The following is a 21,455-nucleotide window of genomic DNA, read 5'->3' as shown; positions in this document are numbered from 1 at the left end:
TGCTCTATCGCTAGTATCAGAGTAAGCGGTCATCTCAAAAGAGATTGGCGTCCCATAGGGGGTTCGAACCCCTGTTACCGCCGTGAAAGGGCGGTGTCCTAGGCCTCTAGACGAATGGGACACATATTTCTTTATATCAATTGATACAAAGAATGGAGCGGGAAACGAGGCTCGAACTCGCGACCCCAACCTTGGCAAGGTTGTGCTCTACCACTGAGCTATTCCCGCAAAACACTTTAGCTTGCCACCCTGCTCTATCGCTAGTATCAGAGTAAGCGGTCATCTCAAAAGAGATTGGCGTCCCATAGGGGGTTCGAACCCCTGTTACCGCCGTGAAAGGGCGGTGTCCTAGGCCTCTAGACGAATGGGACACATAGTTCTTTATATCAATTGATACAAAGAATGGAGCGGGAAACGAGGCTCGAACTCGCGACCCCAACCTTGGCAAGGTTGTGCTCTACCACTGAGCTATTCCCGCAAATTTATTGCAAAGTTACACTAACAATCTAGACGAACAAGCCACCTCTATGAAAAGATGGCGTCCCATAGGGGGTTCGAACCCCTGTTACCGCCGTGAAAGGGCGGTGTCCTAGGCCTCTAGACGAATGGGACAACATAAACGCCTTGCTGTGTAAGCGGGTGCGTATATTACTGTTACTAATCTGAAAATCAACATATTTTTTAAATTATTTTACATCGAACCCCAAAAACTTACTTAAAAATCAATAGAATTGGAGAATCACATGATGAAGAAGAAACTGATCATCCTCTTGGCAGGAGCTTCTGCTTTAATAGCTGGTTGCACAACCACCCACTACATAAACATAGTGCCTGAAGTAAGTGTTGAAAATCAGCAGCTATCAAATAACCAAGTGATACAGGTCAGTGTGAATAGCGATTTAGGTAATCAAGTGGGCGAAATCAACACTGGCTTAAAAGAACACGCAAAAATCTTCACCGCCAATGATTATCAGACTTCTATTCGCCAAGGCATATTACAAGGCTTGAAAGAGCAAGGCTTTACTCCTGACCAAGGACTTTTACCTGCCTCTTCTATCGACATTAGTATCACCAAAATGCATTACGTCACTAAGGTAGAGACACTTAAGACCGTTGCCACCTTAGATTTTGAGTTAAAAGCCACCACCCAATCCAAAGGACAAACTTATACAGCCAACTTTGGTTCTCAAAAAATTACTGAGTATGGCACCATGCCTTATCAGAAAACGATTGAAGCGGATATGAATGAGCTGGTGACACAAACAGTTAACCGCTTATTAAAAGACCCGAACATACTGACTTTGTTAAAATAAGTGTAAATAGCGGGTATTTTTGCAGCGACCTAATGTTGCTGCAAAAAACCGCTCCCACAAGGGTGGGCTAAGGTGTAAACTGAATTTTTATTTGCCGAACATAGAAGGACACATGGAGCCAATACGCAAATCCAATAAATTAGCCAATATCTGTTATGAAATTCGCGGCCCGGTTTTAAAAGAGGCCATGCGTATGGAGGATGAAGGTCAACGCATCTTAAAACTTAATATTGGTAACCCTGCCCCATTCGGCTTTAAAGCCCCCGATGAAATCCTGGTTGATGTAATCCGTAATCTACCTAGTGCGCAGGGCTACTGTGAATCAAAAGGGTTGTTTTCCGCGCGAAAAGCAGTGATGCAAAAATATCAGGCCATGGGCATTCGAAATGCAGACGTAAACAACGTTTGGATGGGAAATGGCGTCAGTGAGCTGATCGTCATGGCTATGCAAGGCCTATTGAATGACGGCGATGAAATATTGATCCCAGCACCAGATTACCCATTATGGACTGCTGCGGCCACCTTATCAGGTGGCTATGTTAAGCATTATCTGTGTGACGAAGAAGCTGGCTGGCAACCTGACATTAAAGACATAAGAGCTAAAATTTCTAACAAAACGAAGGCCCTCGTCATTATTAACCCGAACAACCCCACGGGAGCGGTATACAGTAAAAAAGTATTAGAGCAATTAGTTGATCTAGCTGAAGAGCACAACCTCGTACTCTTTTCTGATGAGATTTATGATCAGATTCTTTATGATGAAGCCCAGCACATCCCGACAGCGACACTAACAGAAGGCAGAGTGCCCTGCTTTACGTTTGGCGGTTTATCTAAAGTATACCGCACCGCTGGCTTTCGGTCTGGGTGGATGATTGCAACAGGCAACTTAAGTCAGGTTCAGGACTATATTGAAGGCATCGACATTCTTAGCTCAATGCGCTTATGCGCTAATGTACCAGCCCAACATGCTGTACAGACCGCGTTAGGAGGCTACCAGACCATTAATGAGCTTACCGCACCTTCTGGCCGCTTGTACGAACAACGCAAGGTTGCCTGGGAGGCTCTTGATGCTATGCCAGGGGTTCATTGCCACAAGCCTGAAGGGGCTTTATACCTGTTTCCACGGTTAGACCCCAAGATGTACAAGATTCAAAACGACATGGATCTCGTTCTTAAGTTTTTACAAGAAGAAAAAGTCTTGATCGTTCAAGGTACGGGGTTTAACTGGCCGACTCCAGATCATGTTCGCTTTGTCTTTCTACCTCATGTGGAAGATCTTGCCCCGGCTATGGAACGTTTCGACGCCTTTTTAGCCCGTTTAAGAAGACGCTAATTTCCTTTTTTTAGCGCTTGTATTTACGACATTTACCCATAATATGCTCCTTAGTATTCACTTAGGAGCATACAAATGCGTATTTTACTTTTCATTTTAACCAACTTAGCAGTCATGGTGGTGGCGGGCATTGTGCTTAGCTTATTAGGTGTTAATGGCTACATGACCAGCCAAGGGCTCAACTTCACCTCACTGCTCATTTTTTGCGGGGTATTCGGCTTTACTGGTAGTTTCATCTCTTTATTTATGTCTAAGTTTATGGCGAAAAGAGGTTCTGGAGCCGTTGTCATTGAGCAACCAAGAAATCATAAAGAGGTTTGGCTGTTAGATACGGTTAAAGAGCTGTCTGATCAAGCCGGAATTGCCATGCCTGAAGTGGCCATCTTCCCGTCTCATGACGCTAACGCTTTCGCCACAGGCTGGAATAAGAACGCAGCACTTGTTGCGGTTTCAAGCGGCATGCTAGAACGCTTTCCACCTGATGAGATTAAAGCAGTACTTGCCCATGAAATCGGTCATGTTGCTAATGGCGACATGGTTACCCTGTCGTTGGTTCAAGGTGTAGTAAACACCTTTGTCATGTTTTTTGCCCGAATTGCCGCCTATGCAGTGGATCAGTTTTTACGCAAAGACGATAACGAAGGGTCAGTTGGCTTTGGTTACTACATCGCCACCTTTGTATTTGAAATCTTATTTGGCATTTTGGCTTCGATGATTGTTATGTGGTTTTCAAGACGACGTGAATTCAAAGCCGATGAAGCCGGCGCTAGGTTCGCAGGCAAGGGCGCCATGATCGCTGCGCTTGCAAGGCTCCAACAAGAGCACGAAGAAAGCAGAATGCCTGACTCCATGCTAGCATTTGGTATTCGCAGCGGTAAGCGCCCCACACTTGGCGAGCTATTTTCTAGCCACCCACCTATTAATGACCGCATAAAAGCTCTACAAAGCTTATAAACTAAAAAGCCCCTAACGGTGTACGCTAGGGGCTTAGCATCGGCAAATTTAAAATATAACCTAACGAATCCTGTTACGTTGAGTCTCTAATATATAAGCCGTTAATGGTATCACCAATTCTTTGCCGATCTCTGAGAAGCTCACACCATAAACATAGAAAAAATCGGCTCCCATGCGATTTAAGAAGTCACTTTCCACCAGCGACGACTGCAGATCTTCTAACATCTCGATGTTTTGGGATTTAATTTCACAGTTGGTTTTAATAACGTGGTTGAAATCCCCTATGCGTAAATTGAAGGCGATCTCCATACTGTCGCCTACCACCCCAAAATCTTCTTTTGAAACTAACCTTGCTCCTCCCATACTCAGATCCACCACAATGCCGATATTTGAATCTGGAATGGTGTTTTCACTTTCATTGGGCTCGAGATTACAGACTAAATAGGTTTCCACCCTGACGGTTTGACGCACAGTGGAAGTCTCAACATACTCGGGGTAAGCAATATGAAGGTGAGCGGCAGGCTCTAAATAACTCTTAGCCACTTTACTTGCGAAAGCACAAACTTGCGTAGACAGCATAAGGCGGACATTTACCAACTGGCTTTCCCGCACTAAAATATTTTTACCTTTAACTTTTGGGCAAGATAAGATGAGCGATGACCCAGGAATCCCCCCCAATACTTTTACCATATGCCGCCCAGGGGGCGAAATAAACTCTAGCTGCACTGCAGTCCCCATTGGAACATCAAGCTCACTTAGGTCAACCTGTTTAACACCTGCCATAGTATTCCTAATAATTATTTAACGTTAAAGCCTAACTCTTTCATTTTTATGCTCACTCCTTGCCGCAATCCTGAAATGGATACGGTATTTAGCTCATCCCTTTCAACATAGTTTTTTCTTAACCAATCAAATATAGTTGAAGAGGCATGATGCCGATACTGGTATCGCATTCTAGCATCATCTCTCGCTACATCATAAATACCATGAATAGCTCGCGCCACAAGTTCTTCATTAAATTCACTTCCAAGCAAGTAGAGCTGCTCAACCCAGCCTTGGCTAACCGCCTCATTGAGAGTGAAACGCTCTGTCGTAACAGCTAAGTAATCACATAGAGCTTGGTAAACCATCCAAGTCCCCTTCTCACGTCCTTGCTTGCTGTAACCAGCAATGTGGGGGGTTGCTATGTCGACTTTCGACATTAATTCTGCATTGATATTAGGTTCATCTTGCCAGACATCAAACACCAGGTTTAGCTTTCCAGAACGTTTTCCATACTCTGCAAGTAGCGCCTCTTCGTTGATAACCCCCCCTCTTCCGGCACTAATAAGAGTTCCATTGGCTGGCAAACTTGCCAGCAACTTAGAATCGACCATATGAGAGGTTGGAAAAGCCCCACTTCGTGTTAACGGGGCATGTAAAGACACAATATCACATGTAAAAACGTCTTCCAGACTGGTTTGGTTGGCTTCTTCTCTACAGTTTATTAGGGGATCATACACCTTCACATCACAGCCTAATGCCGCAAATCTCTTATAGACACTGCGCCCGACATTACCATAACCAACAATGCCAATTGTTTTACCCAACCAGCAACATTGCTTAGTGAAATATAAATAACTCAATGCACTAAATACATAATCGGCAACCGCCTGAGCATTACAGCCAGGAGCGCTTGCGAAAGCGATGTTTTGACTGGCGAGATAGTCTAGGTCAATATGATCAACTCCGATGGTGGCACTACCAACAAACCGAATCTTAGTATTTTTTAGTAAAGCCTCATTCACCTTAGTAACAGATCGAACTAAAAGTATATCGGCATCTTTAACCTGCTCAGAACTAAGCTGTCTTCCTGGGACGAGCCTCACGTCCCCCAAATGAGAGAAGATTTTCTCTACATTTGGCATATTTTCATCGGCAACTATTTTCATATTTATTCTTCATATACGAATTAAAATCTAAATTAGGAAAATTGAGTTCAAATAAATGTTTGGCAAAGATTTCTGCTCGCTTAGGCAAACCATGGGATAAGTAGTTAGCCACCTGATGCATAACCGCCTGATGAAAAGGGGCAGGGTCATGGTCAGGTAAAGACAGGTTGTCCAAACTCACTCGAAAGTCCATGTTGGCTGACCAGTGCAACACACACTCCACCGCCTGTGGTTTGACTTCAACTTTCTCAAACGCTTGCTGCATAGCCAAGTCGCGGTTATCTTCTTCGTACCAGTAGCCGTAGTCTTCTAACAGCAAGCGCTTTTCACCAGCAATACACCAGTGACTGACCTCATGCAGAGCGCTTGAACTGTAATCTGAGCGAAAAAAAATACGGGCCGCGAGTTCACCTTTTGCTGGCAAATATAGCGGTTCATCAGCGCCGGCTATTAGGCAGGTATGATAGGCTTTAGCAAAACATTGTTGAAAAGCCTGAACTATTTGCTGGGAATGCACCCGACGTACCTCAAGTAAAACGGATACAAATTATTACATAGGTCGGTCAATAGGCGCTATAGCTAGAATAAGAATAGCGCCTTAAAGAACCCAATTAGCCCCGATAGTAATTAGCGGCTAGAAATGGCATAGAGGAAGGCTTTAGTGGGATCTGCTTGCCACGAACAAGCGCAAATAACGCCTTATTTTCTAGCATTTCTGTTTGCACATAAGCCATGATAATGGGTTGTTCCAAACTAGGGGCGAAACCACCGCTGGTTACTGTCCCTACCACGTCCCCCGACTCTAAAACAATTGAGCACCCTTCACGAACGGGCGCTTTACCTTGAACCAAGAAGCCAACACGCTTTCTAGCTGGCGTGGAACCAAATTGCGGCAAAATAACATCAGCCCCTGGGAAGCCCCCTTCACGAGCGCCATCTGTTCTGCGGATTTTCTGTATTGCCCAGCTAATGTTTGCTTCAACTGGTGTCGTGTTAAGATCAATATCGTGACCATATAAACACAAGCCCGCCTCTAAACGAAGAGAGTCTCGTGCTCCCAAGCCAATCCATTCAACTTCGGCATGCTCTAATAACGCCTCAGAGAAACGTTGTGCGTACTCATTAGGAACGGATACTTCGTAACCATCTTCTCCTGTATAACCAGAACAACTGATCCACAACTCGATGTCTTGCCACGTGAATTTCAAGCTATCCATAAACACCATGTTTGCCACATCCGGGATTAGGCGCGCAAAAACCTCACGGGCTTTAGGGCCTTGAATCGCCAACAAAGCACGATCGCTCAACTCTTGCACTTGGCAGTTTTTCAGCTGCGCTTGCAGATAAGCGATATCTTGCTGTTTACAAGCCGCATTCACAACCATGTAAATGCTATCGCCCCAGTTAGCAAACATAAGGTCATCACTGATTCCACCTTCGGGAGTTGTGAAAATACCATAACGCTGTTTATTTTCTTTCAAACCTACCACATCCACTGGTAACAATGTCTCTAGATCGTGTTTAACATTGTCACCCTTAATGATGACCTGCCCCATATGAGAGACATCAAACAAACCGACATTTGCGCGAGTCCATAAATGCTCTTTTTTTACCCCCAATGGATATTGGACTGGCATTTCATAACCGGCAAATTCAACCATGCGTGCATTTGCTGCTAGGTGCTGTTCATAAAAGGCAGTGCGCTTCATATTTCATCCAACCTTATTCGTCAGTTAAACAAGTTTTGTTTCCAATTGGAAACAGAGTAGCTAAAAACTGACTGCTTTGACAAGTGAATTAGAAAGATATTTATCTCTTTATTTCTTATGCAGTAGATAAAACTTGAACAGTTGGTCAACAACAACCTTACGGAAAATTTTTAGGTTTTCGAAAAATTTAGTTTCCAATTGGAAACTTTTTAACTATGATAGAAAAAAATCAAGGGCATTAAATGACCTTAAGTCCTTATAAGATGATCTTTTTTCATTCTTATACGAAGCGCAAAGTGCTATTATGTGCGCGACTTAATGTCTTTCATCTTTAGACATATCTGTTTAATTAAGAGGAATTAACCCATGGCCAATACCGAAGCCTTTTTCAGCCAAGTTCTTGCTGATCGTGACCCTGAACTTTTTGCCACTATTGTTGAAGAACAAGAGCGTCAAGAAGTAGGCATTGAATTGATCGCTTCTGAAAACATTACTTCTAAAGCTGTATTAGAAGCACAAGGCTCAGTACTTACCAATAAATACGCTGAAGGCTACCCTAACCGTCGTTATTACGGTGGTTGTGAAGCGGTAGATACCACTGAGCAATTGGCCATTGATCGTGCCAAAAAACTATTTAACTGTGAGTTCGCTAATGTTCAGCCACACTCAGGCGCTCAAGCTAACGGCGCAGTTATGCTAGCACTACTACAACCAGGCGATACGATTCTTGGCATGTCTTTGGATGCGGGTGGTCACTTAACTCACGGAGCGCCACCAGCACAATCTGGTAAGTGGTTTAATGCCGTACAATACCAAGTCAATCCTGATACGTTGTTGATTGACTACGATGCCATTGAAGCGCAAGCACTTGAGTGCAAGCCAAAAATGATTATTGCTGGTGGCTCTGCTATTCCACGTGTTATCGACTTTAAGCGCTTCCGTGAAATTGCTGACAAGGTAGGTGCTTACTTATTTGTTGATATGGCACACATTGCAGGCCTAGTAGCGACAGGCGCTCACCCATCTCCTCTGCCTCACGCTCACGTTGTTACCACCACAACTCACAAAACACTGCGCGGTCCACGTGGCGGAATGATCTTGACCAATGACCTAGATCTTGGCAAGAAAATCAACTCTGCTGTATTCCCAGGCTACCAGGGCGGCCCATTAATGCACGTGATTGCAGGTAAAGCTGTTGCCTTTGGCGAAGCGTTGAAACCTGAATTTGCTGAGTACATCGACCGTGTCGTTAACAATGCAAAAGTTTTGGCCGAAGTCATGATTGAACGAGGCTGCGATATTGTAACGGGTGGTACTGATAACCACTTAATGCTCGTTGACCTTCGCCCTAAAGGCCTGAAAGGTAATGTTGCCGATAAAGCTCTAGAACGCGCAGGCATTACTTGTAATAAGAACGGCATTCCTTTTGATACTGAAAAACCAATGATTACCTCAGGTATTCGTATTGGTACACCGGCTGCCACATCTCGTGGTTTTGGTGAGGAAGAATTCCGTAAAGTCGGTCACTTAATCAGTGATGTACTAGACGGTCTGGTAGAAATGCCTGAAGGCAACCCTGAAGTTGAAGCTCGCGTTCTTGCTGAAGTAAAAGAACTGTGTGCTCGCTTCCCACTTTACCGTTAAACACTAACCCAAGCATGCCAACATGCTTGGGTTTTTTCTTAAATAAAGGGAGTAAATAATGAGCTCAATTCCAGAAAACCTAAAATACGCTGAGTCTCATGAGTGGGTTCTTGATAATGGCGATGGTACGGTAACAATTGGTATTACTGACCATGCTCAAGACCTTCTTGGCGATGTGGTATACGTTGAGTTACCAGAAGTTGGCATGGATACAACGGCAACAGAACAATTTTCTTTGGTTGAATCTGTTAAAGCCGCTTCCGATATTTATGCACCAGTTTCCGGTGAAGTAGTTGAGGTTAATGAAGACCTGGACGACCAACCTGAATTGATCAACGAAGCACCTTTTGAAGGCGCTTGGATTGCAAAAATTAAATTAAGCGATCCTTCAGAGTTAGACAACTTACTAAGTGCGTCTGCATACTCTGACTCTATCGAGTAATACCCTTTAGCTACACGCACCCCTTACCTGGGGTGCGCATTCTCTGTTTTATTCTCTAGTAGGTAATGACTATGACTTCGTGTATCCGCGATTTATTGAGTAATAATGAATTTGCTGGCCGACATATTGGCCCTGACGCCGCCGAGCAAAAAACCATGTTTGAAACCATTGGCGTTCAGTCTCTTGAAGAACTGATTGAAAAAACCGTTCCGCAAGCCATTCGCCAAGCAAATTTAGATTTAACTACTCCCCCAGTTTCGGAGCAGCAAGCGTTAGTTGAACTGAAGAATATTGCCAGCAAAAACAAAGTCGCTCGCTCTTTTATTGGTATGGGCTATAACGATACTCACGTACCTGCGCCAATTCTTCGCAACCTACTAGAAAACCCTGGTTGGTACACTGCCTACACACCTTATCAACCAGAAATCTCACAAGGCCGTTTAGAAGCCTTATTAAATTTCCAACAGGTCATTATAGACCTTACTGGTATGGAAATTTCAAACGCCTCATTACTCGATGAAGCAACAGCAGCTGCTGAAGCCATGACACTGATGAAGCGTTCGAATCGTAAAAAATCAAATTTACTGTTTGTTGCTGATCATTGCTTACCACAAACGATTGATGTGGTTAAAACCCGTGCTGAACTATTAGAAATAGAAGTCATTGTCGACTCGGTTAGCAATATCGAGCAATACGATATTTTTGGCGCTATCCTTCAATATCCGGGTATCAATGGCGAAGTGACTGACCTTACTCCTGTTATTGAGAGCATTCACCAACAAAAAGCTTTGGTCAGTATCGCGGTTGATTTATTAGCTATGGTGCTATTAAAGTCACCAGGCAGCATGGGCGCAGACATTGTATTTGGTAGCGCTCAACGATTTGGTGTACCCATGGGCTTTGGTGGCCCACACGCGGCTTTCTTAGCGACTAAAGATGCTTATAAACGCTCTATGCCTGGCCGTGTTATTGGTGTGTCTAAAGATAGCCACGGTAAACCAGCATTAAGAATGGCAATGCAAACTCGTGAGCAACACATTCGTCGTGAAAAAGCCACGTCTAACATCTGTACTGCTCAAGCCCTCTTAGCCATGATGGCGGGGTTTTACGCGGTTTACCACGGACCTAAAGGGCTGACCAAAATAGCGAATCGCGTTGCCTCTTTCACCCATTTACTGGCTCAGCAATTACAACAAGCAGGCATCCGCACCAACAACCATTATTTTGATACTTTGGTACTAGAAACTGGGCCAAAAACCAATGAGCTACTTGCAAATGCCGAAGCTCAACTGATCAACTTCTATCAATATTCTGATACACAAATTTCCATTTCCCTAAGTGAGACAACCGAAATACAAGACCTTGTTGATATATGCTCTATTTTTGGCATCACAACAAGCATCGAAGCCCTTCTTACGGGTAACACGGGCTATGGTTTCGACAGCGCCATGCTACGTGAAGATGAAATCCTCACTCACCCTGTGTTTAACAGCCACCATAGTGAAACCGAATTGATGCGTTATATGCATCAGCTAGAAGTTAAAGACATTGCGCTAAACCAAAGCATGATCCCACTGGGTTCTTGCACCATGAAACTCAATGCCGCGTCTGAAATGATCCCTGTTACTTGGGCCGAATTTGGTCGCATTCATCCATTCGCACCAAACAACCAAGTTGCTGGTTATCATCAACTATTAGATGAATTGATTCAGATGCTCTCTAAAGCAACGGGCTATGATACAGTTTCTTTACAGCCTAACTCCGGTGCTCAAGGTGAGTATGCAGGCTTGATCGCCATTGACAAATATCATAAATCTCGTGGAGACAATGATCGTAACATTTGTCTAATTCCAAGTTCAGCTCACGGTACAAACCCAGCGTCTGCGGCACTAGCTGGCATGAAAGTGGTCATTGTTAAGTGCGACGAGAGCGGTAACATAGATCTTGTTGATCTGGCCGAAAAAGCTGAGAAACATGCCGCACAACTTTCTTGTATCATGGCCACTTACCCCTCTACACACGGTGTGTTTGAAGAACACATTCGCGAAGTGTGTGACATTGTGCATAAGTTTGGTGGCCAAGTTTACATTGACGGCGCAAACTTGAATGCCTTGTTAGGTATAGCGCCTCCTGGCAGCTTTGGTGGAGACGTCTCCCACCTTAATCTACATAAAACCTTTTGCATTCCTCATGGTGGTGGCGGTCCTGGTATGGGCCCGATCGGTGTTAAGTCTCACCTTGCACCATTCCTGCCAGGCCACAGCGTAACTCCTGTCATACAACAACAGGAACAACAAGGGGCAGTATCAGCAGCGCCTTATGGTAGTGCCAGTATTTTAGTGATCACTTGGATGTACATCAAAATGATGGGCGACCTTGGCCTTAAAGAAGCTACCCACAATGCAATACTGAATGCTAACTATGTGGCAAAACGACTGACTGATCACTACCCTGTTTTGTATACAGGCAAAAACGACACAGTAGCCCATGAATGCATTATTGATATACGCCCACTAAAGGCGGAATCCGGTATCAGTGAAGAAGATATCGCAAAACGCCTCATGGATTTTGGCTTCCATGCCCCAACGATGTCCTTCCCTGTGGCTGGCACGTTAATGATAGAGCCAACTGAATCTGAAAACTTAGAAGAGCTAGACCGCTTCTGCGATGCAATGATTCAAATACGCCATGAAATCAGTCTGGTACAAGAAGGTAAGTGGCCATTAGAGGACAACCCACTAGTGAACGCACCTCACACTGCTGAGTGTTTACTGATCGATGAGTGGCAGCATGCTTATACTCGTAACGAAGCAGCTTACCCATTAAACTGGATCAAAGGACGCAAATACTGGCCGCCAGTTGGTCGCATAGACAATGTTTACGGAGATCGTAACTTGTTCTGTGAATGCCCACCCATTGATAGCTACGAAGACCAATAGAATTAAAGCAATATAAAAAAAGCGAGCTCAGGCTCGCTTTTTTTATATCCGGGCAAACTTCCACTTACATTCAGTTACAAAGCTTTTATGCCGTATCCTGGCCATTAACTTAAATTTTACGTTTCAATGCTTTTCATTGTGTTAATTTTTGTAATCAATAGGCACATAAATTAACTTTTTGTCAGGATTCTATTGCGGCACTTGGCCATAAGTTTTTCTAAAATCCAACTCTGATACCCCACGTCATTGAGCATTTCTAAATGAAAGATTCGTTGCCTAGTCATAAAAACACCCTGTTATCGTTTCGCCACTTCTTCTTGGGCAATAAAAACCAGCCAAGCCAGTACACTCACCACGCAGTGCTGGTAACGACAAGCTTAGGGTATGGGTTTGCCGCCTTATTTAATCTCGCTCTTGAGCTATCAGGCACTTTAAACATTCTTTTCCAGGTCCTGTTAAGTTCCACTCTTGCATATATCTGGTACCAATCGCGTTGGAAAAATCAGTTTTCTAACATGGCAATTATTTTTATGTTCATGCTGCCGGTATTAGCAATACCCAGTAATTGGGTGTCAAACGGTGGCTCCAACGGCCCTACTTATCTTATTTGCTTGACTACTCTGGTGTATCTGTCTGTAGCATTTCGACATTTTGGGCGCTACAGAGTGGCTGCACAACTTCTTACTATTGGTTTAGTACCACCTTTGATCTGGATTGAAATACAGTACCCAGAATTCATATATCAGCATCCAAATAACCAACTATTAATGATTGACCTATTTGTAACCTACGCCATTGTAAGCGTCATCTTATTATTGCTCATGAAGAGCAATGCCGAACACTTTAAACTTGAACAGGCTAAATCAGACAGCTTATCTGAGCAGTTGCGAATTTTATCGGAACATGACTCCCTAACAGGATTATTTAATCGACGCATTCTCGATCAAGACTTTTCATACTGGCAAGAAGAGAAGCACCCCTTTTGTCTGGCGATTTTAGACATTGATTATTTCAAGAGAGTAAACGATCAATGGGGGCACGCTTATGGAGATAATGTACTGGTCTTATTCGCCGATCTGTTAAAGGTTCACGCCGCAAAAACACAAAGTCTACCCATTCGTCTAGGCGGTGAAGAGTTTGTTTTACTGTTGCCAATGACCTGCCAAGAGGCAAAGCAGAACTTACAGGAATTAGCTGATCAATTGGCTAACGTGGGGTTTGACCATGACAAGATTACTTTCAGTGCGGGCATCACTCAAGTTGAAAAACACTTCACTCAAATAGATGCCCTAAAGCAGGCCGACATCCTCTTGTATCAAGCTAAGAATAATGGCCGAAATTGTATTATGAGCTCTCACCAACAAAGCGATTATGAGTACAAGCCTACCAATTTTTGATTCATAAGTTTTTGCCATTCGTCGTCTAGCGGTGCTTCCAAAAGCAAACGCTCACCATTATGAGTGATGTCCAGTCTAGTAGCATGCAAACACAAGCGCTTAAAACCTAACTCTTTTGTCTGTTTTAAATCTTCGCTTGGTGCATATTTATCGTCTCCAACAATGGGGTAACCCGCATGTAAAGTATGAACCCGAATTTGATGGGTTCGTCCCGTAACGGGTTCACATTCCACTAAACTATAACCTTCAAATTGTCTCACAAGCTTAAATCGGGTCAGACTTTCTTTGCCATCCGGATGAACCTTTACGACCCGCTCTCCAGAACGAAGTTCATTTTTAAGGAGCGGTGCATTCACTTGGGATTTACGCTTTGGCCAGCCACCATATACGAGCGCGAGATAGGTCTTTTGAATCCCTTCCTTTTCTCTAAGGGCTTGGTGTAATTCCTTTAGAACGGCACGTTTTTTTGCAATCATGATCAGACCTGATGTGTCTCTATCAAGCCGATGAGCAAGCTCAATAAACTTTTCTTGCGGTCGCATTTGGCGAATAACTTCCACTAGACCAAAACTTAATCCACTGCCACCGTGAACCGCTAACCCAGATGGTTTGTTTACGACTATCAACCCTTTATCTTCAAATACAATTCGAGCTTCAATGTCGCTCTTAAGCTTTTCTGATAAGGTAGGCTTATCTGCAACGGGTGCGATTGCAATGGGAGCGATTCTGACGATATCGTCAATTTGTAAACGATAGTCGGGTTTGGTGCGCTTTTTATTAACCCTAATTTCCCCTTTACGTAACAGGTTATAGATTTTCCCTTTTGGAACCCCTTTTAAAAAGGTTACCAAAAAATTATCAATTCGCTGTTGCACATGATTATCATCAATTGTGACGTAACGGACGGCTGGACGATCGCCATTTTTTTGCTCTAAATTCGCCATAACGAAATATTGCTTTCCTTTATAATTGAAGCACTTAGTTTTTACTGCTATATTCACATTCGCAAAGGGTAAGAGGCAACAAAACACCTCGAAGATATGATGCAAAGAAATGAATGAATATGCCGAAGCGACACTTCGGACACCTATCTTACCTCTGTAACAGTTAATCTTAAATATTAATCCGCATGATTTGGACAATTCCGCTTGTGGGAAAGGAATGCTTAACAGGTTATGGCTTTCAATAAGCCCTATTTTGTTAGGAATGGTTAAGAAACTATTTGGAAATAATAACGGCAGCGAACGTACCAATGCGTTTATCAATGCGCATCGAGAATTCTACTCGCCCAAAAAGACGAATGGCTGCTTGTTTTGCTAAGCAATCTCTCTAACTGGTGTTCCTTTCTGTATAAGCCATTGTGCTAATCGGCTAACAGAGTTCACAATTATAATGATTAGAATGTTAATTAATGCGACTCAACAAGAAGAGTTGCGCGTTGCACTTGTCGATGGTCAACGTTTGTATGATCTTGATATTGAATCTGGTTCTCGCGAACAAAAAAAATCGAACATTTATAAAGGCCGAATCACACGCATTGAGCCTAGCCTTGAAGCGGCATTTGTTGATTATGGTGCTGACCGCCACGGTTTCCTTCCACTAAAAGAAATTTCCAAAACTTACTTCAATAAAAAATCAAACCATGACGGTCGTATAAACATAAAAGATGTTTTAAGCGAAGGTCAGGAAGTCATTGTTCAAGTCGACAAAGAAGAACGTGGAAACAAGGGTGCAGCACTGACTACCTTTGTAAGCTTAGCTGGTCGCTATCTGGTTCTAATGCCTAACAACCCTCGTGCAGGCGGTATTTCTCGCCGTATTGATGGAGATGACCGCTCTCAACTAAAAGAAGCTATGTCCGGCTTAAAAACACCTGACAACGGTGGCCTTATTGTTCGCACGGCGGGTGTTGGCCGCTCCACTGAAGAGCTTCAATGGGATTTAGATTACCTTGATACTTTATGGAATTCGATCACCAAAGCTGCTTCTGAAAAGCCTGCGCCATTTTTGATTTACCAAGAAAGTAACATTGTAATCCGTGCTATCCGCGATTACTTACGTGAAGACATTGGTGAAGTACTAATCGATGAAAAGTCAGCTTATCAAGATGCGATCAACTTTGTAATGCAGGTCATGCCTCATTTCAAATCACGCATCAAGCTATACTCAGATTCTACGCCTTTGTTTAATCGCTTCCAAATTGAAACACAGATCGAAACCGCCTTCCAACGTGAGGTAAGACTCCCGTCTGGTGGTTCCATTGTTATTGACCCAACTGAAGCACTGGTTTCAATTGATATTAACTCCGCTCGTGCAACTAAGGGTGGGGATATCGAAGAAACTGCGTTGCAAACAAACCTAGAAGCGGCTGACGAAATTGCGCGCCAACTGCGCCTTCGAGATATTGGTGGCCTGGTTGTTATTGACTTTATCGATATGACGCCGGTACGCAATCAAAAAGAAGTTGAACATCGCATGAAAAATGCTTTAGAAGCGGATCGTGCTCGTGTTCAATTAGGTCGCATTTCTCGATTCGGCTTACTCGAAATGTCCCGCCAACGTTTGCGCCCTTCTTTAGGCGAAACAAGTGGCGAAGTGTGTCCTCGCTGTAATGGCCAAGGCTTTATTCGTGACGTTGAATCCCTAGCATTATCTGTTTTACGCCTAATCGAGGAAGAGTGCTCGAAAGAACGTACCGCTCAAATTCGTGCGGTGTTGCCTGTTTCTGTGGCTACCTTCTTACTCAATGAGAAGCGTACTAACATTGCTAAAATCGAAGCCCGTAACGATGTGCATATCATTTTAGTACCAAATCCGCACATGGATACACCGCACTTCGAGGTGGAGCGAATTCGTGATGACAACTCTGTTATTAGCCAAAACGATAACAGCTACAACCTTGTTGAAACCCCAGAACAGCCTCCATATCAAGTAAGGCAGGTCAGCGAAGACGTACGTCAACAAGCTGCAGTTACCAGCATTGCACCTAAAGCACCTGCTCCGGCACAGGCTCCAGCTGAGGCCCAGAAGGCCAGCAATCAGAAAAAGCCAGGTCTTTTAACTCGCCTTTTTAATGCCCTATTTGGCGATAGCTCAACCAAAGAGACAGAACAGAAAACAAAAGAGAGCAAGAACAAACAATCTAACTCTCAAGATAAGCGCAACAATAAATCGGGTAATAAAAACAACCGTGGCAACCGTAATCGTCGTAATGTAAAACACCAGAACGCAGACCGCGATGATAACAATCAAGACAACAAGCGCTCTACACGCCAATCTCGCCGCGAAGAAGCACAAGCGGGCAACAAGAACCGTCGCAACAATCGCAACAAGCAAGAGTCTGTAGAAAAGCAGGATAACCAGAAAACCGAAACTCGCGCTAAGAAAGAGAAAAAGGTACCTGAGGTTAAAGAGCGTCAACGTGACCGCAATGAAAATCGCCGTCGTAATGGTAAGCTCAAATCTGAAGCCGATGAGGCGGCTAAACTACAAGAGCAAAAAGCGCTTGATGCAAGCCAAGAGGTAGAGCAAGCGAACAACACAACGCAAGATTCTGAGCCCTCTAGCGATCAACCTCGTGAGCGTCGCTCGCGTCGTTCTCGTCGCTCTCGTCAGCGCCCTGCTCAGGCCAATACTGATCAAACAGTAACGGAAGCACAAGTTGACACTACAGCGAAATCTGACGTTCAAGAGCAAGTTGTGCAGACCAACCAAAGCATTTCTGATGCAGTAACTGCTGAACCAGTTACTAAGCAGGTAGACTCGACGGTCGTAGCAGAAGCAGACAATGCGGTTACTGAAGCTAAACAAGCAACTGAAGAGCAAGTAGCAGTGGCTGAAGCTCCAGAAGCAGAACCTGTAGCTCAAACCACTACGGAAGAGACTTCCAACTCTGATACGGATCAAGATCAACCTGAAACTCCTGAAGCAACTCATACGACCACTGTTCAAGCAGAAGAAGTCACGGAAGAAGCTAAAGTTGAAGCTGAAGCTCCTGAAACGACAAACTTAGTCGAACAACAAACGGACACCACTGATGTTGAGCCAACACCTTCGGTAACCGAGGAACAAACATCGACTCATAAAGATGCAGAAGAAGCGCCTATTGCAAGTGATGCTATTGAACCACTTAATGATGAGACAAGCGCGGCTGACGCTGTAATTGTCGAGGAAAAAGTGGAAGAAGCACAAACTAATGAGCACTCGTCACGACAAGCGAATTCTCAGCAGGCAGATTCTGAAGCCGAAGAGCCTAAGCTCGAGAATGCAACTCAAGCCGAGCAAGAGCCACAAGCCAAACCTCAGCGTAAAGTTCGTACACCACGCCGTGGTCGAGGTAAGCCTGCAGTTAAGCAAGAAACCGTTTCAACGGCTCCTGTTGTTCTTCCTGCTGCCATTATTGAGCAACAAGAAAAACAACGCCAAGAGCAACTTGAAAAGCGACAATCTGCGAGTCAACGCCGACGCACAACAGGTCGGGTCAAAAACGATCCTCGTCTAGGTCGTCATGATCAGGCATCAAACCAAGCGGAGCCAACGGCTGATACTGAATAATTTTTTATCCAGTATACTAAAAAAAGAGCCCGCTCATTGCGGGCTCTTTTGTAATCAAAGGCTAGTATTTCTTATTACGCTTACATTAAAATATTTTATAACACTGAAACTATAAGGCTATTTTCACCATGATAATTGACTTCTCTCGTTTCAAAGACTGGACTCTCGTCGGAGATTTATTTGGCGGCGTCACAACCGCCATTGTTTCATTACCCCTTGCATTGGCTTTTGGTGTGGCTTCTGGCGCTGGCGCAGAAGCAGGCTTATGGGGCGCCATATTAGTTGGATTTTTTGCCGCACTTTTTGGTGGCTCAACATCCCTAATTTCTGAACCAACCGGCCCTATGACCGTCATTATGACGGCGGTTTTAACCAGCATGATGGCCAGTTATCCAGAACATGGCTTGGCCATGGCCTTTACCGTTGTCATGATTGCAGGCCTTTTTCAAATTACCTTGGGTTATTTAAAACTGGGCAAATACATCACCTTAATGCCTTACAGTGTCATCTCTGGTTTTATGTCTGGCATCGGGGTCATACTTATTATATTGCAATTGGCACCTTTCCTAGGCCACCCTTCCCCCGCTGGCGGCGTTTTAGGAACGTTAACCGCCATACCCCACCTGATCATGAACATTCATTTCTCTGAATTGTTTTTAGGGCTAGTCACCCTTGGGGTATTGTTTTATCTTCCTAAGCATTGGCGCAAATATGTCCCACCTCAATTAGTCGCTTTAGTGGCGGTTACGTTACTTTCCATCATTATTTTTGACCAAGACGCCGTTCGCCGTATTGGTGAAATTCCTTCTGGCTTACCGTCTATCCATTTTCCACATTTTAGCAGTGAAATTGTGGTCAAGATGATCATAGATGGTCTGGTTTTGGGCACACTAGGCTGCATTGATACGTTATTAACTGCCGTTATTGCTGATAGCTTAACTCGTAAAGAGCATGATTCTAACCGTGAACTTATTGGACAGGGTATCGCGAATTTATCCTCTGGCTTATTAGGAGGCCTACCAGGTGCGGGTGCCACCATGGGGACAGTGGTTAATATTCAATCCGGCGCAAAGTCCCCACTTGCTGGCATTACCCGAGCGTTAATTTTGCTACTGGTTGTATTAGGCGCCTCACAGCTTACTAGCCCTATTCCAATGGCTGTGCTTGCTGGTATTGCACTCTATGTGGGTATCAACATTCTGGATTGGAGTTTTCTGAAGCGTGCTCACAAGGTTGCGTTATCACCTACTATTTTAATGTATGGCGTCATGGCTTTAACCGTCTTCGTTGACCTTATGGTTGCCGTGGGTATCGGTGTGTTTATCGCCAATATTATTACCATTGAGAAACTTAGCCGCCTACAGTCTGGCAACGTTAAAGCCATCAGCGATGCAGACGACGATGTATCTTTAAGTGATGAAGAAAAGGAATTACTGGATCGGGCCGAAGGCCGTGTTTTGGTTTTCTATTTATCTGGCCCAATGATTTTTGGGGTGAGCAAAGCCATTGCGAAGCATCATAATAATATCCATAACTATCAAGCTGTTGTATTAGACTTAAGTGCCGTTCCTATGATGGATCTAACGGTTAGTTTGGCCTTAGAAAACGCGCTAAAAGATGCCCTAGAGGCAGGCTGCGATGTGTATATATTCAGCCCTAATGGACAAACGACTGAACGTCTTGAGAAACTGGGCATTCTACAACGCATACCCCATCAAGCCTTTTGTGAATCACGAAAGTCCGCCTTAATTCAAGCCGTTAACAACCTTCCGGTATAACACCTTACCCCCTGCATTTTAAAGGCAGGGGGTAACTCTTTCTTACTAATAGTTACTTTATCTTTTTTATTTATTGCCGTTAAATAGTCATGTAGTCATTATCCTATGAGGGTATTAGAACAGCCAAATACCAGCTTCAAGCTAATCACCATTAAACGGTGTTAAAACATGCATAAGGAGAACGGCCATGTCTGATGTAGCTACTGACTTATCCGCTCAATTAGATCGCATACAATTGTTCGACGTTACTCGCGCTAAAGCACTTATCGTTGACGATATGTCTGATATTCGCATGTTACTAAAAAACATTTTAATCGAAATGGGCTTTAGCAATATAGAAAGCGCCTCTTCAGGTTCCTCTGCTAAACAGATGATCAAAGAAACTCAGTTTGATTTGATACTCTGTGATTTTAACCTTGGCGACAGTATAAATGGCCAACATATCTTAGAGTTTGCCCGTCAAGTCCATGGGGAAAAATTTCATTCTATATTTATCATGATCACCGCAGATGCCGCCTATGCAAATGTTGTCAGTTTGGTTGACTATGAACCAGACAGCCTCTTCATCAAACCTTTTCAAACGGAAGTATTCAAGAAAAGATTAGACAAAGTCATCTTGCAGAAAAACATCTTTGTCGACGTCGATCAAGCTCGTATTGACAGCAAGTACGAAACCATGGAGTCTCTTGCCCGCGACATTCTTACTGAACATCCTCAATATTCAACTTTTTGTTTGAAGATCATTGGTGAATCCCTTGTCAAACGTAAACTGTTTGATGAAGCGCTAGATCACTATAAAGCCATCACGGAACAGCACTCTGACTACGCGTGGGCTAATTACCATTTAGCACTATGCTACCAACAACTAGAGCAATACGCGCAAGCAATACCTTATTACCAACAAACCATTGAGCTTAACCCACACTTTTTGTCTGCTTATGATCATTTAGCCACAGCACAAGTAAGGACACAAGCTTATCAAGATGCCATAAACACACTGGTAAGCTTGGTTACTATTGCTGATAAATCGATTGAGCGTCACACTCGTTTAGCAAAGCTAAGTATTAAACTTAAAGACTGGATCACTGCCGAAAGCGCATTATTGAAAGTGCTTAGGTTGAGAAAGACAGCAAAAGACGAGTCCTTAGACATCTATTATCTCTACCTTCGAACCATGATGATCTTGCTCAATAAAGATAATAAAAACCAAGAGCTTTATGAAAAATGTAGACGCGCCATTATGGCTCTTCGTGCCATCAGCAAGAAAAACCCAACAGCCCTTTCAAACTCTTATCGAGCACAAGTTCAGCTTCTGATGATATGCGAGAGAAACGAGGATGCAGTTAAAGTCTGGCACGAATGGGATAACCTTATTCGTGAAGGAGACGCAACAGGGCTAAACCATTTACAAGAGCTAAATTTGAAAAAGAAATTGGGGTTAGTGATTGAAGCGATCTAGTC

General features: G+C 43.8%; 15 protein-coding genes and 5 tRNA genes. 10 read left to right on the top strand and 10 right to left on the bottom strand.

Annotated features, from left to right (window positions below):
* Positions 1-45: 45 nt before the first annotated feature.
* The 5 genes from ACYVGZ_RS00880 to ACYVGZ_RS00860 form a co-directional block, all read right to left on the bottom strand.
* Positions 46-121: transfer RNA gene (locus tag ACYVGZ_RS00880), tRNA-Glu, on the bottom strand.
* A 32-nt stretch (positions 122-153) separates the two neighbouring features.
* Positions 154-228 (bottom strand) — tRNA-Gly (locus ACYVGZ_RS00875).
* 67 nt (positions 229-295) lie between these two features.
* Positions 296-371 (bottom strand) — tRNA-Glu (locus ACYVGZ_RS00870).
* A gap of 32 nt (positions 372-403) precedes the next feature.
* Positions 404-478, bottom strand: a tRNA-Gly gene (locus ACYVGZ_RS00865).
* A 58-nt stretch (positions 479-536) separates the two neighbouring features.
* Positions 537-612 (bottom strand) — tRNA-Glu (locus tag ACYVGZ_RS00860).
* Between the two features lie 131 nt (positions 613-743).
* Here ACYVGZ_RS00860 and ACYVGZ_RS00855 point away from each other — a divergent pair.
* The 3 genes from ACYVGZ_RS00855 to htpX all read left to right on the top strand — a co-directional run bounded on the left by ACYVGZ_RS00855 (position 744) and on the right by htpX (position 3,600).
* Positions 744-1,313: a YajG family lipoprotein gene (locus tag ACYVGZ_RS00855; protein ID WP_460749860.1), complete on the top strand. Its 570-nt coding sequence runs from the start codon at positions 744-746 to the stop codon at positions 1,311-1,313.
* A 112-nt stretch (positions 1,314-1,425) separates the two neighbouring features.
* Positions 1,426-2,646, top strand: coding sequence for a pyridoxal phosphate-dependent aminotransferase (locus ACYVGZ_RS00850; protein ID WP_460749858.1), 1,221 nt, complete (start codon positions 1,426-1,428; stop codon positions 2,644-2,646).
* A 75-nt stretch (positions 2,647-2,721) separates the two neighbouring features.
* Positions 2,722-3,600, top strand: coding sequence for a protease HtpX (htpX, locus tag ACYVGZ_RS00845; RefSeq protein WP_460749855.1), 879 nt, complete (start codon positions 2,722-2,724; stop codon positions 3,598-3,600).
* A 60-nt stretch (positions 3,601-3,660) separates the two neighbouring features.
* Here the strand turns inward: htpX and ACYVGZ_RS00840 are convergent, their stop codons facing one another.
* The 4 genes from ACYVGZ_RS00840 to gcvT all read right to left on the bottom strand — a co-directional run bounded on the left by ACYVGZ_RS00840 (position 3,661) and on the right by gcvT (position 7,240).
* On the bottom strand, positions 3,661-4,383 hold the full coding sequence (locus ACYVGZ_RS00840; RefSeq protein ID WP_460749853.1) for a flagellar brake protein: 723 nt from the start codon (positions 4,381-4,383) through the stop codon (positions 3,661-3,663).
* A 14-nt stretch (positions 4,384-4,397) separates the two neighbouring features.
* Positions 4,398-5,531 (bottom strand): 4-phosphoerythronate dehydrogenase, encoded by a 1,134-nt coding sequence (locus ACYVGZ_RS00835; protein WP_460749850.1) that lies wholly within the window; start codon positions 5,529-5,531, stop codon positions 4,398-4,400.
* A complete protein-coding gene (locus ACYVGZ_RS00830) occupies positions 5,512-6,048 on the bottom strand; it encodes an elongation factor P hydroxylase (protein WP_460749847.1) in 537 nt (178 codons plus the stop codon). The genes ACYVGZ_RS00835 and ACYVGZ_RS00830 overlap by 20 nt, the downstream gene beginning before the upstream one ends.
* Before the next feature lie 94 nt (positions 6,049-6,142).
* The gene (gcvT, locus tag ACYVGZ_RS00825) at positions 6,143-7,240 is read right to left on the bottom strand and encodes a glycine cleavage system aminomethyltransferase GcvT (RefSeq protein WP_460749844.1); all 1,098 of its coding nucleotides are present in this window, start codon (positions 7,238-7,240) and stop codon (positions 6,143-6,145) included.
* Between the two features lie 366 nt (positions 7,241-7,606).
* On the opposite strand from gcvT, the gene glyA reads away from it, so the two are divergent.
* The 4 genes from glyA to ACYVGZ_RS00805 all read left to right on the top strand — a co-directional run bounded on the left by glyA (position 7,607) and on the right by ACYVGZ_RS00805 (position 13,662).
* The gene (glyA, locus tag ACYVGZ_RS00820) at positions 7,607-8,884 is read left to right on the top strand and encodes a serine hydroxymethyltransferase (protein ID WP_460749841.1); all 1,278 of its coding nucleotides are present in this window, start codon (positions 7,607-7,609) and stop codon (positions 8,882-8,884) included.
* A 58-nt stretch (positions 8,885-8,942) separates the two neighbouring features.
* Positions 8,943-9,326, top strand: a complete 384-nt coding sequence (gcvH, locus tag ACYVGZ_RS00815) for a glycine cleavage system protein GcvH (protein ID WP_460749839.1) — start codon at positions 8,943-8,945, stop codon at positions 9,324-9,326.
* Positions 9,327-9,397: 71 nt separating this feature from the next.
* On the top strand, positions 9,398-12,265 hold the full coding sequence (gcvP, locus tag ACYVGZ_RS00810) for an aminomethyl-transferring glycine dehydrogenase (RefSeq protein ID WP_460749837.1): 2,868 nt from the start codon (positions 9,398-9,400) through the stop codon (positions 12,263-12,265).
* 260 nt (positions 12,266-12,525) lie between these two features.
* Entirely contained in the window at positions 12,526-13,662 is a 1,137-nt protein-coding gene (locus ACYVGZ_RS00805; protein ID WP_460749834.1) for a GGDEF domain-containing protein, read from the top strand.
* Here ACYVGZ_RS00805 and rluC read toward each other — a convergent pair.
* On the bottom strand, positions 13,635-14,606 hold the full coding sequence (gene rluC / locus ACYVGZ_RS00800; protein ID WP_460749832.1) for a 23S rRNA pseudouridine(955/2504/2580) synthase RluC: 972 nt from the start codon (positions 14,604-14,606) through the stop codon (positions 13,635-13,637). The two genes, ACYVGZ_RS00805 and rluC, sit on opposite strands and share 28 nt — an antisense overlap.
* 448 nt (positions 14,607-15,054) lie before the next feature.
* Here rluC and rne point away from each other — a divergent pair, with 448 nt between their 5' ends.
* The 3 genes from rne (at position 15,055) to ACYVGZ_RS00785 (ending at position 21,453) form a co-directional block, all read left to right on the top strand.
* The gene (gene rne, locus ACYVGZ_RS00795; RefSeq protein WP_460749829.1) at positions 15,055-18,216 is read left to right on the top strand and encodes a ribonuclease E; all 3,162 of its coding nucleotides are present in this window, start codon (positions 15,055-15,057) and stop codon (positions 18,214-18,216) included.
* Positions 18,217-18,344: 128 nt separating this feature from the next.
* A complete protein-coding gene (locus ACYVGZ_RS00790; RefSeq protein WP_460749827.1) occupies positions 18,345-19,994 on the top strand; it encodes a SulP family inorganic anion transporter in 1,650 nt (549 codons plus the stop codon).
* 187 nt (positions 19,995-20,181) lie between these two features.
* Positions 20,182-21,453 carry a response regulator gene (locus ACYVGZ_RS00785; RefSeq protein WP_460749824.1) on the top strand — a complete coding sequence of 424 codons (1,272 nt, stop codon included), beginning with the start codon at positions 20,182-20,184 and terminating at the stop codon, positions 21,451-21,453.
* The last annotated feature ends 2 nt before the right edge of the window (positions 21,454-21,455 follow it).

This window comes from Marinomonas epiphytica, from assembly GCF_054780655.1.
Note: the sequence above shows the minus strand (reverse complement) of the source record. Positions and strands in the feature narration are given on the sequence as shown.

What these genes read in the sequence shown, in the direction of transcription:
- ACYVGZ_RS00785 (WP_460749824.1), top strand. Translation starts at nt 20,182, where the DNA reads ATGTCTGATGTAGCTACTGACTTATCCGCTCAATTAGATCGCATACAA.
- ACYVGZ_RS00805 (WP_460749834.1), top strand. Translation starts at nt 12,526, where the DNA reads ATGAAAGATTCGTTGCCTAGTCATAAAAACACCCTGTTATCGTTTCGC.
- ACYVGZ_RS00855 (WP_460749860.1), top strand. Translation starts at nt 744, where the DNA reads ATGATGAAGAAGAAACTGATCATCCTCTTGGCAGGAGCTTCTGCTTTA.
- rne (WP_460749829.1), top strand. Translation starts at nt 15,055, where the DNA reads ATGATTAGAATGTTAATTAATGCGACTCAACAAGAAGAGTTGCGCGTT.
- ACYVGZ_RS00840 (WP_460749853.1), bottom strand. Translation starts at nt 4,383, where the DNA reads ATGGCAGGTGTTAAACAGGTTGACCTAAGTGAGCTTGATGTTCCAATG.
- htpX (WP_460749855.1), top strand. Translation starts at nt 2,722, where the DNA reads ATGCGTATTTTACTTTTCATTTTAACCAACTTAGCAGTCATGGTGGTG.
- gcvT (WP_460749844.1), bottom strand. Translation starts at nt 7,240, where the DNA reads ATGAAGCGCACTGCCTTTTATGAACAGCACCTAGCAGCAAATGCACGC.
- rluC (WP_460749832.1), bottom strand. Translation starts at nt 14,606, where the DNA reads ATGGCGAATTTAGAGCAAAAAAATGGCGATCGTCCAGCCGTCCGTTAC.
- ACYVGZ_RS00790 (WP_460749827.1), top strand. Translation starts at nt 18,345, where the DNA reads ATGATAATTGACTTCTCTCGTTTCAAAGACTGGACTCTCGTCGGAGAT.
- gcvH (WP_460749839.1), top strand. Translation starts at nt 8,943, where the DNA reads ATGAGCTCAATTCCAGAAAACCTAAAATACGCTGAGTCTCATGAGTGG.
- glyA (WP_460749841.1), top strand. Translation starts at nt 7,607, where the DNA reads ATGGCCAATACCGAAGCCTTTTTCAGCCAAGTTCTTGCTGATCGTGAC.
- gcvP (WP_460749837.1), top strand. Translation starts at nt 9,398, where the DNA reads ATGACTTCGTGTATCCGCGATTTATTGAGTAATAATGAATTTGCTGGC.
- ACYVGZ_RS00835 (WP_460749850.1), bottom strand. Translation starts at nt 5,531, where the DNA reads ATGAAAATAGTTGCCGATGAAAATATGCCAAATGTAGAGAAAATCTTC.
- ACYVGZ_RS00850 (WP_460749858.1), top strand. Translation starts at nt 1,426, where the DNA reads ATGGAGCCAATACGCAAATCCAATAAATTAGCCAATATCTGTTATGAA.